This is a genomic window from Janthinobacterium sp. BJB446, assembly GCF_002735655.1.
Classification (GTDB): domain Bacteria; phylum Pseudomonadota; class Gammaproteobacteria; order Burkholderiales; family Burkholderiaceae_D; genus Janthinobacterium; species Janthinobacterium lividum.
The window spans coordinates 2,036,256-2,050,177 of the sequence record NZ_PDZK01000001.1 but is presented as its reverse complement, the minus strand read 5'-3'; the positions used below and the strand labels follow the sequence as shown (position 1 = coordinate 2,050,177).

12 protein-coding genes are annotated in these 13,922 nt (G+C 65.4%); 8 read left to right on the top strand and 4 right to left on the bottom strand.

What is annotated here, in order from left to right; all coding sequences use genetic code 11:
• Nucleotides 1–280 precede the first annotated feature (280 nt).
• The 8 genes from CSQ92_RS09045 (at nucleotide 281) to CSQ92_RS09010 (ending at nucleotide 8,485) form a co-directional block, all read left to right on the top strand.
• Nucleotides 281–847: a hypothetical protein gene (locus CSQ92_RS09045; protein ID WP_099393913.1), complete on the top strand. Its 567-nt coding sequence runs from the start codon at nucleotides 281–283 to the stop codon at nucleotides 845–847.
• A gap of 63 nt (nucleotides 848–910) precedes the next feature.
• Nucleotides 911–1,639, top strand: coding sequence for a hypothetical protein (locus tag CSQ92_RS09040; protein ID WP_099393912.1), 729 nt, complete (start codon nucleotides 911–913; stop codon nucleotides 1,637–1,639).
• Nucleotides 1,640–1,643: 4 nt separating this feature from the next.
• Complete coding sequence (locus CSQ92_RS09035; RefSeq protein WP_099393911.1) at nucleotides 1,644–2,999, top strand: hypothetical protein; 1,356 nt, start codon at nucleotides 1,644–1,646, stop codon at nucleotides 2,997–2,999.
• 10 nt (nucleotides 3,000–3,009) lie between these two features.
• The gene (locus tag CSQ92_RS09030) at nucleotides 3,010–5,184 is read left to right on the top strand and encodes an 8-amino-7-oxononanoate synthase (protein WP_099393910.1); all 2,175 of its coding nucleotides are present in this window, start codon (nucleotides 3,010–3,012) and stop codon (nucleotides 5,182–5,184) included.
• 20 nt (nucleotides 5,185–5,204) lie between these two features.
• Nucleotides 5,205–6,251, top strand: a complete 1,047-nt coding sequence (locus CSQ92_RS09025; RefSeq protein ID WP_099393909.1) for an aminotransferase class I/II-fold pyridoxal phosphate-dependent enzyme — start codon at nucleotides 5,205–5,207, stop codon at nucleotides 6,249–6,251.
• Nucleotides 6,235–7,062 carry a GIY-YIG nuclease family protein gene (locus tag CSQ92_RS09020; protein WP_143450317.1) on the top strand — a complete coding sequence of 276 codons (828 nt, stop codon included), beginning with the start codon at nucleotides 6,235–6,237 and terminating at the stop codon, nucleotides 7,060–7,062. The genes CSQ92_RS09025 and CSQ92_RS09020 overlap by 17 nt, the downstream gene beginning before the upstream one ends.
• Nucleotides 7,063–7,096: 34 nt before the next feature.
• Nucleotides 7,097–7,747 (top strand): hypothetical protein, encoded by a 651-nt coding sequence (locus CSQ92_RS09015; protein ID WP_099393907.1) that lies wholly within the window; start codon nucleotides 7,097–7,099, stop codon nucleotides 7,745–7,747.
• 9 nt (nucleotides 7,748–7,756) lie between these two features.
• Complete coding sequence (locus tag CSQ92_RS09010; protein WP_099393906.1) at nucleotides 7,757–8,485, top strand: amidohydrolase family protein; 729 nt, start codon at nucleotides 7,757–7,759, stop codon at nucleotides 8,483–8,485.
• On the opposite strand, the gene CSQ92_RS09005 is transcribed toward CSQ92_RS09010, so the two are convergent.
• The 4 genes from CSQ92_RS09005 to CSQ92_RS08990 all read right to left on the bottom strand — a co-directional run bounded on the left by CSQ92_RS09005 (nucleotide 8,445) and on the right by CSQ92_RS08990 (nucleotide 13,904).
• Nucleotides 8,445–9,863: a sigma-54-dependent transcriptional regulator gene (locus CSQ92_RS09005; RefSeq protein WP_257219174.1), complete on the bottom strand. Its 1,419-nt coding sequence runs from the start codon at nucleotides 9,861–9,863 to the stop codon at nucleotides 8,445–8,447. The two genes, CSQ92_RS09010 and CSQ92_RS09005, sit on opposite strands and share 41 nt — an antisense overlap.
• A 291-nt stretch (nucleotides 9,864–10,154) precedes the next feature.
• Nucleotides 10,155–12,413, bottom strand: coding sequence for an arginine/lysine/ornithine decarboxylase (locus CSQ92_RS09000; RefSeq protein WP_099393905.1), 2,259 nt, complete (start codon nucleotides 12,411–12,413; stop codon nucleotides 10,155–10,157).
• A gap of 238 nt (nucleotides 12,414–12,651) precedes the next feature.
• Nucleotides 12,652–13,137 carry a dihydrofolate reductase gene (locus tag CSQ92_RS08995; RefSeq protein ID WP_099393904.1) on the bottom strand — a complete coding sequence of 162 codons (486 nt, stop codon included), beginning with the start codon at nucleotides 13,135–13,137 and terminating at the stop codon, nucleotides 12,652–12,654.
• Nucleotides 13,134–13,904, bottom strand: a complete 771-nt coding sequence (locus CSQ92_RS08990; RefSeq protein WP_099393903.1) for an alpha/beta fold hydrolase — start codon at nucleotides 13,902–13,904, stop codon at nucleotides 13,134–13,136. Before CSQ92_RS08990 ends, CSQ92_RS08995 begins: the two co-directional genes overlap by 4 nt.
• Between the last annotated feature and the right edge of the window lie 18 nt (nucleotides 13,905–13,922).

Here is a 13,922-nt window from a genome sequence, read left to right as displayed (position 1 = left end):
TAGGGCGAACTTTATTCTTTGAAAATGGAAAATATTTTTTGCCGATTACGCGCACTGTGGCGGATAGGCGACGTAATCATTCCCGCCAATTAAGCTTGTTTGAAAGCTCATCTTGGCAACGAAACTCGCTTCGCCGGAAACCATGGTTTTTACGTCATCGGCGAAATGCCGTTCGCCACCCGCTCTGTTTTTTCCCCGCGTCCTTTCCCTGCGCATGGCTGGCATGGCCCTTGCGTCAGGGAGGCATGGGTCACCCGCCCGCCTTTCACCGGAGCCTGCCATGACCAGCCGTCTGCTCGCCTATCGTCCCGAAATGGAATTGCCTGAAGCGCCGGGCCTGCTGCCCCTGCAGCAGGAAGACGAGCTGGCACTGGCGGCGCAGTTGCTGGAACTGCAGGCGCCGGCCCAGTTCGACGCTTTCCTGGCGCGCCAATTGGGCGCCACTGCGGCGGGCCGGCAAGTGCGCGGTACGCCGCTGGAAGGACCGCTGCACCAGCTGCTGGGCAAGGTGGTGGCGCCCCTGTTGCCGCTGCATGGTGGTTCGCCGCAGGCGCTCAAGCGGCGCGCTGCCGGCATCTTCGGCATGGAACTGGAAGGTTTGAGCCCGGAAGACAAGGAATTCGAACTGGCGCGCCAGGTCGTGCATCTGATCGATGCCGTCAATACGGAGCTGGCGCAGGACGGCGCCACCGGCGCGCGCGCTCCCAGGGCGCGGGTGGAAACGGCCCTGCTGCAAGTGGCACGCAGCGTGGCGCCAGGCTTGCTCAGGCAGGCGGCGCAAACGCCAGGACGGGACGCTGGCCGCTGGCGCCGCGAGGGCGGGCACATCGTCGTGCTCGATTGTTAGCCGGACGGCCAGTCTGTCCGGCAAGGTAGTCCCAACCGAGGTTATAACTTTGAGGAGCTCATCATGCATGACTTGGATCGTACGACCCTGGAATACGGACAGGAGATGTCCGGTTTTGAAGCGGAGCAGTTCGAGTTTGGCCAGGGCGAGTGGAGCGGCGAGGGGGGCGCGAACGCCATGTTTTCCGAGACCGAGGAGATGGAACTGGCGAATGAATTGTTGTCGGTCAGCAATGAAGCCGAACTCGAGCAGTTTCTCGGCAATTTCCTGCGCAAGGCTGCTTCCGTCGCGGGCGGCATCATCAAGTCGCCCGTGGGGCAAGCCATCGGCGGCGTGCTCAAGGGCGTGGCGAAGAAGGCCATTCCCCTGGCCGGCGGCGCCATCGGCGGCTATTTCGGCGGCCCGCTGGGGGCCAAGATAGGCAGCGGCCTGGCCTCGGCCGCTGGCGGCGCACTGGGGCTGGAAGCGGAAGCGTCGTCGAACGAGGACCGCGAATTCGAGGGCGCCAAGCAGTTCGTGCGCCTGGCCGCCGATACCGTCAACCGCGCCGCGCAAGCGCGCGGTGCGGGCGATCCGCGCGCCATCGCCCAGTCGGCGGTCAGTGCGGCGGCGCGCCAGTTCGCGCCAGGCTTGCTGGGACGCCCCGGCAGCCAGGTCTCGACGCAGAACGGCAGCGGCGCTGGTGCGGGTGGCGGCATGGTGCCGGGCGGTGCGCGCACCGGCGCCGGCATGCGTCCGTCCAGTGGCCGCTGGGCGCGCCAGGGGCACAAAATCGTCCTGTACGGGGTCTGACATCATGGCCATCGGCGCTTATGCTGCCTGGATGCTGGAGCAGGAGGCGCGCTCGCTGCTGACGCGGCTGGCGCGGCTGGAGCCGTTCGCGCTGATCGAGCCGACGGTGCTGGCGGCGGCCCTGATGCCCAGTGCCCAGTCGGCCATCGAAAGCCAGCTGGTACAGGGCCGGCGCGCATTGCGGCGCATGGTGGCCCAGTTCCAGTGGTGGCTGCGGCGCGAGCACGCCGATGACGCCAGCATGGCCACGGCCGCCGAGGCGCAGCGCCGTTTTACCTTCCTGCGCCTGAAGTTCAATGCCGCGCTGACCCAGTTCGACCTGTTCAACGAAGTCATCACCCAGCGCAGCGAGCACAAGACGGGCGTGTGGCTGGCCGGCCTGGACATCGTTGCCGCCGACGCGCTGGCGCTGCCCGGCAATGTGTACCAGGCGCCGCCCGTGATCTGCTACCTGGACCGGGGGGCGGGGGCGGCCATCCGCCGTGCGCGCACGCGCCTGCCCGGCGGCGGCGACAATCCCGTCGCCATCATCCGCCTGCCGCGCGAACGCATGATCGGCAGCAGCATCGCCTCGTCGCTGGTGCACGAAATAGGCCACCAGGGGGCTGCGCTACTGGACCTGGTGGCGTCCTTGCGGCCCGTGTTGCAAGCGATGCAGCATGGCGGCAGCGGCTTTGTTCACGTGTGGCAATTGTGGGAGCGGTGGATTTCCGAGATCGTGGCCGATTTCTGGTCGCTGGCGCGGGTCGGCGTGGCCGCCACCCTGGGCCTGATCGGCGTGGTCAGCCTGCCGCGCGTGTTTGTCTTCCGCCTCAATATCGACGATCCCCATCCAGTGCCATGGCTGCGGGTGCGCCTGAGCTGCGCCATGGGACGGGCCTTGTATCCGCATCCGCAGTGGGACCGGCTGGAGCAGCTGTGGCTGTCGTACTACCCGCTGGCCGGCCTGCCGCCGGCCCGGCAGCGGCTGCTGGAACAGTTGCAGGCCAGCATGGCTGCCCTGGTGGGCTTGCTGGTGCAGCACCGGCCGCCGGCCTTGCGCGGCGGCTCGCTGGCCGAAGCCATGGCCGTGCACACGCGCCAGCCTGCCATGCTGGCGCAGCTGTTTCGCAGCTGGAGCCTGGCGCCGGGGCAGATGTACCGGGCGACGCCGACCCTGGTGTTCGCCGTGCTGGGCCAGGCGCGCGCCAGCGGTGCCTTGAGCCCGGAAGACGAGAGCGAGCTGCTGGGGCGTTTGCTGACCCACTGGGCCCTGCGCAGCACCCTGGACACGTCGGAGCTGTGCGCGGATGTCGTGCGGCATGGCCGCCAGCCCGGCAGGCCGCTGCCGCCCCTGGCATCGCGTTTGATTATCCATTGAGGAGAATGACATGAGCAGCAAGATGAGCAGCAATATGGGGGGCAAGATGAGCAGCAGGAGCGGGGCGGCGGGCCAGGCGGGACCGAAACACCACGGCGGCAGCATCGCTGTCACCGTGCACGAGCAGGACAGCGGGGCCATGGTCGTCAATGCCGCCATCAGCCTGTACCGGGGAGCCGAGGCAGATTGCCATGATTTTAATGCCGCCACCTGGGTAGCCGATCCCGCCATGCTGGTGGGCGTGCGCTGGACGGATGGTCATGGCAGTACCGTGTTTGCCGACCTGGCCACGGGCAGCTACGTGGGGGTGTATGGCAATTTCCCCGCCACGGCGCCGCAGTGCGTGACGGTGCAGTCCGGCTGCAGCGCCGTGCTGTGTTTCAAGCCGCAGCTCAATCCGCAGGTGGGGCTGGTTTTTGAAACGGCGGACTGCCATCCCAGCGACTGCAATTTTGGCAGGGTGGGTGACCGTGCCGTGGCCACCGTCTCGTTTGACGGCGATCAAAGCGCAGACGGACGCGACCAGGTGCAGGTGCTGGCCGCCGCCCCGTGGGTACCCATGCGTGGTGCGCCGAATGCCTTTTCCACTCCCGTGCGGCGCGCCGGCATGCACCGTTTCACGGGGCAGATGATGCTGTCGCAGCGTCCAGAACTGCGCAATGCCTTGCCCGTGCCGGAAGGGCTGAGCCCGAACGCCATGCTGGCCGTGGACGCGGAATACGAGGCGGAGGAGCGCCAGCCTCAGCCCATCTCGGGCAATGTGGGCGTGTCGCTGACGCGCACGGAAACGGAGCCGACGGAAGACTTGCCGCTGTGGACCCTGATACGCAACAGCACTGAAGCGATGTCGTTTACGAATTACCTGCATTTCATGGACAGCCTGTTTTGCGGCGACCTGGCCAATGTGCGCGGCTTCGAGCAGGAGCGCTTCGTCAAAAAGGCCGACATGTTCCAGCAGCTCAAGCAGCGCCGCGCGCTGCCGTTCTCGGATGCCGATTCCTACCGCGTGCTGAAAGTGGCGACGGAGGCGTTCGTGATGGTCAATTGCGGCGTGCTGAACCAGCCGCTGACCTTCAATCCCGCGGAAGACAACGCCTACCTGGACCGGCGCGACATCCCCCAGGGGCGCGACCTGGAAACCGTGCTGCGCAACGATTACCTGGAAAACATCGATGGTTTCCAGACCTTGCCCTACCTGGCCGTGATCCGCCGCAAGCTGCCCGACATCCCCATCAGCATCCCGCGCGGCCAGGAAGGCGAAGTGGACCTGTGCTTTGGCATCATCCAGGAAAAGCTGGCCAATCCCTGCCTGCTGGAACTGATCTGGTCGTACTGGCACGAAGAGGGCATGCTGGTGCAGACCATGAATGCCATCGCGCAACGCTTCCAGAATCTGCGCGCGCCGGGCAAGCATGTCGATCCCCTGTCGAACACGGAAATCGACATGCTGCGTCCGTTGAATAATTTACTCTGGGGATACACGCAGGATGAGCAGCATCGGCTGACCGTGATGCGCCGGAACTATGAGTATGACCATCACTACGGTGTGCGCCTGGATGGCAAGGCAGTGCAGCACTTCCGGCCAGCCGATAGCCGCTCCAAATTCCTGGAAGCGTTCCACCACTTGCTGCGCCTGCTCACTTCATTCTACAAGCAGGATGACGACACCACCGTGAAGGCGGACGCCTTCCCCGTGCTCAACGCGCTCAAGGAAATTCATTTGATCCTGTCGCAGGGCGCGCACAACCAGTTTGGCGATTTGCCGTCGACGGCGCGCATCGAAATGCTGATGCAGCAATGGATGCTGGCGCGCCCCGAATTCCGTGAATTTTTGCCTACGCGCGTGATGGTGGCGTATCCGGAACCGTGGATGGACAGGGTCGATGCCATGAAGAAATTGCAGGGCTGGACGGATACGAGCGTGATGCACTTCCGTAACCTCGCCATCTTCGGCGAGCAATTGCTGCTGTCCGTGCGCTATGGCAACTGGAGCGACATCTATGAACCGACGCAGGCATTCAACTGGGCGCGCTTCTGGCGCCCGCAAGTGCAAGGCTACATCCACGGCTACCGCGCCGCCACCGGGGTCGACCTGTCCGTCGACAGCAGCGACCCGGCGATCGAATCGACGATGCCCTCGGTGTTGCTGCGCCAGCGCCTGAGCCAGCAGCTGCGCAGTGTCTAGGACGGGGGCGGGGCGGGTGCATGCTCGACTTTACCAGCGCCCTCTACCTGGGCATGCGCCATCCGGCGCCCGCGCTGGCGCCATGGAGCAGCTTGAGCCTGGGCCAGCCGGCCGCGCTGCAGGAGCCGCCCGGCGCGCAGGCCCTGGCAGCAAGCCTGGCTGCGCTGCAAGGCTGCGAGGCGGCCTGCGTGCTGCCGTCGACCTTGCACCTGTTCTGGGACCTGTTCGGCATGTTGGCTGGCGAGCGCCTGGTGATCCTCGTCGATGGCGGCAGCTACGCCATCGCGCGCTGGGGCGCCGAGCGGGCGCAGGCGCTGGGTTTGCCCTTGCGCTTGTTTCCCAGCGGCGAGATGGCGGCGTTGCGGCAACTGGCGGCGGCCTGGGGCAGGCAAGGGCGGCGCCCCCTGATCCTGGCCGATGGCTATGTGCCGGGCAGCGAACAGGTCTTGCCGCTGGCCGGCTATGCGGCCCTCGCATGCCAGGGAGGCGGTTACCTGCTGCTGGACGATACGCAGGTGCTGGGCGTGGCGGGTACGGCCGGTGGCGGCTCGGTGCGGCTGCATGGCTTGCCGGGCGGCTACGACAAGGGCGGCGGCCACGTGATCGTCGGCGCCTCGCTGGCCAAGGGATTTGGCGTGCCGCTGGCCGTGCTGGCCGGCAGCCGCAAGCTGCTGCGGCGCTTCGCGGCGCATAGCCAGACGCGCATGCATGCCAGTCCGCCTTCGGCAGCCGTGCTGGCGGCGGCGCGGCGCGCGCTGGCGCTCAATGCCCGCCATGGCGACGCCCTGCGCGCCAGGCTGGCGGACAGGGTGGCGCAATGGCGGACGGGGATGGCGGCGGCCGGCATTGCCTGCCGCGGTGGCAGCTTTCCCGTGCAGCGTTTGCCCGGCCGTGCCCATTTGCGGCAAGCCTTGCGCGCAGCGGGCGTGCTGGCGCTGGCGCAAGCGGGAGACGGTCCCGGCGCGCTGACTTTTTTGCTGCGGGCCGACCAGACGCCGCGGCAACTGGAGCAGGCGATGGGCTTGCTTGAACATCACATCAGGAGGCGATATGAACGAAGCGTTTGAAATACTGCCCTTTGCGGGGCAGCCAGGGGCGGCCGGCGAACAGGAATGGTCGCAAGAGTGGTCGCAGGAGTGGCAAGGGGAGGAAGAGGGGGAATGGGAGGAAGAGCGCATGCGTCCTGGCGGCGGGCGAGGCGGCCTGCGTGCAAGGGCGCCGCTGCGAGGCGCGCGCCGTCCCGCGCCGCCGCGCTACCAGGGGCAGGGCCGCCGTCTGCCCCGCTTTGCTCCCCAGCCCATGCCCTACCTGCCGCCGCGCTACCGGGGCTGGGGCGGCTATGCGCCCATCTACCCGACCATTTATCCGGCGGCTTATCCTGTGGCGGAGCCGGCCTTTGGCGACAAGCAGGGGTCGGACCAGGGAATGGATACGGACCAGGGCCAGGATCAGGGGCAGGACGATGACCAGCAACAGGGCGAAGTCCCGCCAACCCTGGCCGGCACCATGGGCCGGGTGCCGGAAGCGGCCGCCCTGCGCTACCAGGCGCTGGGGACGCTCGCCGACGCCTTGCGCGACGCGAATGGCCGGGGGCCGGGCCTGTACGTCATCGAGTTCGATGCGGGCGGAAGGCGCCGTGCCTACAGCGGCCAGACGGACGATCTGCACCGGCGTTTGCTGCAGCACCGGCTGTGCGGCCAGATGTTGGCCGTCGACGTGAGCGCGCACCAGGTGTATGTGGCGCCCCTGTCCTCGGCGGCGCAGCGGCGCCGGATCGAACAGCGCATCCACGACGACATGTTCGCCAACCAGCGCGGCGTGCTGACGAACCAGCGGCGCGAACTGGAACTGGCTGTACTGGGTGAAATGTGGGGCTGACGACAGCGCTTTGACGACTGCGAAGGAGAACATCATGCACCAACTCGAATGCGAATGTGCGCAATGCCGGCAGCGGGCCGGCGCTGCGTTTGAAGTGCTGGAGTTCGGCCAGGACTGGTCCGGCAAGGGCCGCGCGCCGGCCGTCTTCAGCGAAGAGGAAGAACTGCAGCTGGCCATGGAATTGCTGGAAGTGTCCAGCGAAGCGGAGCTGGAACAGTTTCTCGGCAATGTCTTCAAGAGCGTGTGGAAGGGAGTCAAGAAGGTGGGCTCGACCATTGCCAAGGTGGCCAAGCCCTTGGGTGGCGCCTTGAAGGCCGTGGCCAAGACGGCCTTGCCCTTTGTCGGCGGCGCGCTGGGCTCGATGATCCCGATACCGGGCGTGGGCACGGCGCTCGGCTCGGCCCTGGGGCGCGCCGCCAGCAACGCGCTGGAACTGGAAATGGAGGCCGAGGTGCCGGCCGACCGCGAACTGGAGCTGGCGCGCCGCTTCGTGCGCATCGCGGGGCAGGCGGCACGCCTGGCTGCCGACGGCGACGGAAGCGCGCGTGCCGTGGAAAGCGCGCTGACGCGGGCCCTGCATCAGCAACTGCCGCATTTTCGTTCGGCCGCGCCGCAGAGCGAGGAGGAGAGCGGGCGCTGGCGCCGGCGCGGCAACCGCATCGTCGTCATGGGCGACTGGCAATAGCGCGACAAGATGATCATCGATTGCCACTGCCATGCGGGACCGGGCGACGGCTTGAGCGGGCCGTGGGACAGCGATGCGCCGCTGCAAGCCTACCTGCGTCGCGCGCAGGCGGCCGACATCGCCCGCAGCGTGCTGTTCGCCACTTTCCACTCCGATTACGCCATCGCCAACCATGGCGTGGCGCGCCTGGTGTCGTCCGATCCGCAGCGTTTCTACGGCTTTGCCTTCGTGCATGCGCGGCGCGACCGGGGCCGCATCATGGACCTGGTGCGCACGGCCGTCGAGCGGTACGGCTTTGTCGGCGTCAAGGCGCACCGGTTGGACGCGCGCATCAGCGGCGAAGTGTGCGAGGCGGCCCGTTTCTTCGGCTTGCCCGTGCTGTACGACCCGGCCGGCGAGGTGGCCGTGGCCGAGCTGCTGGCGCAGCAGTATCCCGACGTCGATTTCATCCTGCCGCACCTGGGCAGCTTTGGCGACGACTGGGCCGCGCAGCTGGCGCTGATCGACCATCTGGTGCGCCACCGCAACATCCATACGGATAGCTCGGGCGTGCGGCGTTTCGACTTGCTGCAGCAGGCCGTGCGCCGCGCGGGACCGCACAAGGTCTTGTTCGGTTCAGATGGTCCTTGGCTGCATCCGGGGCTGGAATTGCACAAGATCGAGCTCTTGGGCTTGCCGCCGCTGGATATGGCGCTGATCACGGGCGGCAATTTTTTGCGGCTGGCGCGGCTGGCGTGACCGGCGCTGCCGCGACAGTGGTGGCGGCGGTCGCTTGTGCAGCGCAAGCGGCCGCCTTGCGGCGTAGCTGCAGGGCGCGGTCGGTCACCCCAAGGCGGGCGGCGGCGCGCTGGTTGTTGCCGCGCTCATCGGCCAGCACGAGGCGGATGGCCATGTCGGTGGCGCAGCGCGTGATGTGCGACAGCGTGCAGCCCTGGGCCAGGGCCCGTTGCACGGCCGCTTCGAAGTGCTGGTCGGGCCAGTGCGGCGCCAGCAGCCGTTCTTCCGGGGGCAGGGCGCCGATGGTGATGGGGCCGGGGCCGCAATGGCGGTGCCAGATGTGCGTGACGGTCTGGCGCAGTTCGCGCACATTGCCCGGATAGTCGCGCAGCAGCAGGTATTCGCGCACGGCGGCGTCCAGCGGGGGCGGCTGCTGCTGGGCCAGTTCAGCGAGGAAGTGGCGGGCCAGCGGCAGGATATCGTCCTGGCGTTCGCGCAAGGGCGGTATCTGGCAGCGCCAGCCGGCGATGCGGTAATACAGGTCGGCGCGGAAGGCGCCGCGCGCCACCTCGCCTTCCAGTTCGCGGTTGGTGGCGCAGACGAGCCTGAATTGCGTCGGCTGCCAGGTATTGCCGCCCACGCGCTTGTATTTGCGCTCCTGGATGGCGCGCAGCAGCTGCGCCTGCAGGAGCAGCGGCAGTTCACCCACCTCATCGAGGAAGAGCACGCCGCCGTCGGCCAGGGCAAAAGCGCCGTCGCGCGCGGCCGCCGCGCCCGTAAACGCGCCCCGTTCATGGCCGAACAGTTCGCTGCCGGCCAGTTCCGGCGACAGGGTGGTGCAGTCGAGGATGGTGAAGTCGCCTCTGCAGTTGCCGAGGCGGTGAACCAGTTGCGCCAGTAAATCCTTGCCCGTGCCCGTCTCGCCTGTGATCAGCATCGACGCCTGGCTGAAGGCGGCCATTTCCACTACCTGGTGCAGCAAGGCGGTCCAGGCCGCGCTGTCGCCCACCAGATGCTGGCGCACGGCGCTGGATGCCAGCATCTGCGCCACGGCCTGCCAGCGCTGCAGGCGCGCCAGCACCTGGCCCGCATCGACGGTGCCGCCAGGCCACAGCAGCACATCGAGCGCGCCTGCCGCCATCAGGGCCCGCTGTTGCGCGCAGCTGGGAGGGCGGCCGCAGGCGGCAATGGCCAGCACGCGGGCATGGTCGCACAGCGCCGGCAGCGCTTGCAGCAGGGCCTTATCGGTCTCGGCAAACAGCACGATGCCCGCGCCGTCTTCCTCGCCATCGTGCCGCCGGGCTACAGTTACCTGAGCCTGCTTCAAGGCCGTCATCAGCAAGGCGCCACTGCCAGCCGCCGCCTGCTGCATGATTTCCAGCCACACCTTGAGCGTCATATGCCTGCCGTCACGAGGGCACGAGTCGCCCATCTTAGAAGCCCGGTACCCCAGCCGTTTGATCTGGCGCAAGCGTGCGCGCTGGCCCACAATGAAAAACGCCACCTGAAAGGTGGCGTGAATGAATGGCGTTCAACAAACGTCAGAATTAACCGTTTTTAACGAACGTCACGACGGTTCATCCAATCGTCGCGAGCGGCAGTGATTTGTGGCCGAGAAGCGTAACCGTACTCCAGTACGGTGAGCATCGCCGGCCGCAAAGCGCGACAAGCGAGATTGGATGAGCCGTCATTAATCATCCAGTTTGACGCAATCGACGAAGTAGCCGCGTTTGCCATCGACTTCGCGTTTCACGAGGCCATGCACATCCGTCTCGAAGCCAGGGAAGCGCTCGTTGAAGTCGCGTGCGAAGCGCAGGTAGTCGACGATGGTCTTGTTGAAGCGCTCGCCCGGGATCAGCAGCGGAATACCCGGCGGGTACGGCGTCAGCAGGATGGACGTGATGCGGCCTTCCAGTTCGTCGATGGCCACGCGCTCGATTTCGCGGTGCGCCATCTTGGCAAACGCGTCCGACGGCTTCATGGCCGGGATCATGTCCGACAGATACATTTCCGTCGTCAAACGGGCCACGTCGTAAGCCTTGTAGAAATCATGGATCTGCTGGCACAGGTCGCGCAAGCCCATTTTTTCGTAGCGTGGGTTGGCTGCCGCAAATTCCGGCAGGATGCGCCACATCGGCTGGTTCTTGTCGTAGTCATCCTTGAACTGTTGCAAGGCGGTCAGCAGGGTATTCCAGCGGCCCTTGGTGATACCGATGGTAAACATGATGAAGAACGAGTACAGGCCGCATTTTTCAATGATGACGCCGTGCTCGGCCAGGTATTTGGTGACGATGGACGCGGGGATGCCCGTGTCGCCGAACTGGCCGTCCAGCGACAGGCCCGGGTTGACGATGGTCGCCTTGATCGGGTCAAGCATGTTGAAGCCGGGAGCGAGGTCGCCGAAGCCGTGCCAGTCATCCTCGGCGCGTATCATCCAGTCTTCCTGCTGGCCCATGCCTTCGTCGTTGAAGGTGGCCGGACCCCACACCTGGAACCACCAGTCCTGGCCCCATTCCTGGTCGATCTTCTTCATGGCGCGGCGGAAATCGAGCGCTTCCATGATCGATTCTTCCACCAGGGCCGTGCCGCCCGGCGCTTCCATCATGGCCGCGGCCACGTCGCACGAAGCGATGATGGAATACTGCGGCGACGTCGAGGTGTGCATCAGGTAAGCCTCGTTGAAGGCATCCTGGTCCAGCTTGACCGTGTCCGATTCGCGCACGAGGATTTGCGAGGCCTGCGACAGGCCGGCCAGCAATTTGTGCGTGGACTGGGTCGAGAAGATCATCGATTCCTTGGCGCGCGGACGGTCCTTGCCGATGGCGTGCATATTCTTGTAGAAATCGTGGAAGGTGGCGTGCGGCAGCCACGCTTCATCGAAGTGCAGGGTGTCGATCTTGCCGTCCAGCATTTCGCGCAGGGTTTCCACGTTGTAGATCACGCCATCGTAGGTCGATTGCGTGATTGTCAGGATGCGCGGTTTCTTGTTCTTCGCTTCGCGCGCGAACGGATTGGCCTCGATCTTGCGGGCAATGCTTTCCGGCGTGAACTCATGCAGCGGGATAGGGCCGATGATGCCCAGGTGGTTGCGTGTCGGCATCAGGAACACGGGAATCGCGCCGCACATGATGATCGAGTGCAAGATCGACTTGTGGCAGTTGCGGTCGACGACGACGATGTCGCCCGGCGCCACGGTCGAGTGCCACACCATCTTGTTCGAGGTCGAGGTGCCGTTCGTGACGAAATAGCAATGGTCGGCATTGAAGATGCGCGCGGCATTGCGTTCGGACGCGGCGACAGGGCCCGTATGGTCGAGCAGCTGGCCCAGTTCCTCGACGGCGTTACAGACGTCGGCGCGCAGCATGTTTTCACCGAAGAACTGGTGGAACATCTGGCCGATCGGCGACTTCAGGAACGCCACGCCGCCCGAGTGGCCGGGGCAGTGCCATGAGTAGGAGCCGTCGTTGGCGTAGTGCACCAGTGCGCGGAAGAATGGCGGCGACAGGCCGTCCAGGTAGGATTTCGCTTCGCGGATGATGTGGCGCGCGACGAATTCCGGCGTATCTTCGAACATGTGGATGAAACCATGCAGTTCGCGCAGGATATCGTTGGGGATATGGCGCGAGGTGCGCGTTTCGCCGTACAGATAAATAGGGATATCGGCGTTCTTGTAGCGGATTTCCTCGACGAAGGCGCGCAGCGATTTCAAGGCGTGATCGGTTTCCTCGATGGAACCGGCGCCGAATTCTTCATCGTCGATCGACAGCACGAAGGCTGACGCGCGCGATTGCTGCTGGGCAAATTGCGACAAATCGCCGTAGCTGGTCACGCCCAGCACTTCCATGCCTTCTTTTTCCATTGCGGCGGCAAGGGCGCGAATGCCCAGGCCGGACGTATTTTCAGAACGGAAATCCTCGTCAATGATGACGATAGGGAAACGAAATTTCATGCATGTCTCCAAAAAAGCAAGCCGCCCCTGACATATGTGAAGGGGCGGACTAGGGCGCGACGGTCAGGCGGTAGTGCAACCCGGCAGCCGCAGAAAAAAAATAAGAACGGGATTCTCGCAGAAATGCGGCGTCTGCGGGAAAAAAATATCGTAGCAAAGCGTCACAAGCGTGCGCTAGCGTGACGCATGGGTGTGACAGGGGTATTACAGCAACATTCTGCTAGTCAATATAACCTTATCAGGCTTTGCGTTGCAGCGTGACAAAGGCGTAAGGCAGGCCGGATTTCTCCGAAACATGCGCTACGCGCGCGGTTTCTTGCCACACGGCATGATCAAGGGTGGGGAAAAAGGCATCGCAGTCAAACGTCTGGCCGATTTCCGTGATGATCAAACGCTGTGCCAGTGCCAGCGACTGCTGGTAGATTTCCGCGCCGCCGATGACATAGCCTTCGGCGCCGTCCAGCAGCGCGATAGCCGCTTCCAGCGACGACACCGCTTCCACGCCCTCATGGCGCCAGTCCGGATTGCGCGTGATGACGATGTTGCGGCGGTTCGGCAGCGGACGGCCGATGGAATCGAAGGTCTTGCGGCCCATGAGGATGGGATGGCCCGTCGTCAGACGCTTGAAATGCGCGAGGTCTTCCGGCAGTTTCCACGGCAGGGTGTTGTCGATGCCGATGCCGCCTTGCTGGTCGGTGGCGACGATGATGGTCAGTAAGCTCATTGGTTCTGTGAAAAAGGTGGGGGCGAGGCCCGATGCCCGCCATTATCGTTGAAATTGCCGGCGGTCTCCAGATGCGCACGCATGGCGTCGGCCAGCGCGCCTGGCGCTTCCAGCGGAATCATGTGACCGGTGTTGTCTGTCAGCAGGTGCAGGGTGGCTTGCGGCAGGCGGGCCGCCATGGCGCGCAGATCGCCGGGATCGACGAGCTTGTCCTCTTCGGCACCCACGATCAGCACGGGAAAACCGAGTTCCGGCAAGCGCGCCATCAGGTCGGGGCGGGCGATGGTGGTGATGAATTGCGCCAGCAGCACGTCCTTGCCCAGGTCCAGCCCCATCTGCCGGATCAGGCCCGTGATGGCGCCGTCCTCCAAGTGAGACGGGTGCAGCAGTTCGCGCAGGCGCTGGCGCGTGATGCCCGCATAGGCATTGCGCTCGAGCATGGCGACGATGCGCTGGCGCGCTTCGACCTCCGCCGGGAGCAAACCTTTGGCCGAATTGGCGATCAAAGTGAGGGACTGGACGCGCTGCGGGTGCGCCAGCGCGTGTTCGAGCGCCAGGTAGGCGCCCAGCGAAAAGCCCACCAGATGGGCTTGAGGAGCGCTGTGGCTGGCAATCATCTGCTGCATCTGCGGGCGCGTGCGCGCTTGGTGCAGGGGCACGTGCTGCAGATCAAAGGCGTCGCCCAGGGCAGGCGCCAGGCGCGACCACAGGCGCTCGTCGCACAGGGTGCCGGGAATACAGTCGAGTCGTATCTTGGTATTGTTCAAGGACAAGCCTGGGGTCAG

Coding starts and splice junctions, on each gene's coding strand:
- CSQ92_RS09005 (WP_257219174.1), bottom strand. CDS start 9,863: ATGACGCTCAAGGTGTGGCTGGAAATCATGCAGCAGGCGGCGGCTGGC.
- CSQ92_RS09010 (WP_099393906.1), top strand. CDS start 7,757: ATGATCATCGATTGCCACTGCCATGCGGGACCGGGCGACGGCTTGAGC.
- CSQ92_RS09000 (WP_099393905.1), bottom strand. CDS start 12,413: ATGAAATTTCGTTTCCCTATCGTCATCATTGACGAGGATTTCCGTTCT.
- CSQ92_RS09015 (WP_099393907.1), top strand. CDS start 7,097: ATGCACCAACTCGAATGCGAATGTGCGCAATGCCGGCAGCGGGCCGGC.
- CSQ92_RS09040 (WP_099393912.1), top strand. CDS start 911: ATGCATGACTTGGATCGTACGACCCTGGAATACGGACAGGAGATGTCC.
- CSQ92_RS09045 (WP_099393913.1), top strand. CDS start 281: ATGACCAGCCGTCTGCTCGCCTATCGTCCCGAAATGGAATTGCCTGAA.
- CSQ92_RS09025 (WP_099393909.1), top strand. CDS start 5,205: ATGCTCGACTTTACCAGCGCCCTCTACCTGGGCATGCGCCATCCGGCG.
- CSQ92_RS09030 (WP_099393910.1), top strand. CDS start 3,010: ATGAGCAGCAAGATGAGCAGCAATATGGGGGGCAAGATGAGCAGCAGG.
- CSQ92_RS08995 (WP_099393904.1), bottom strand. CDS start 13,137: ATGAGCTTACTGACCATCATCGTCGCCACCGACCAGCAAGGCGGCATC.
- CSQ92_RS09020 (WP_143450317.1), top strand. CDS start 6,235: ATGAACGAAGCGTTTGAAATACTGCCCTTTGCGGGGCAGCCAGGGGCG.
- CSQ92_RS09035 (WP_099393911.1), top strand. CDS start 1,644: ATGGCCATCGGCGCTTATGCTGCCTGGATGCTGGAGCAGGAGGCGCGC.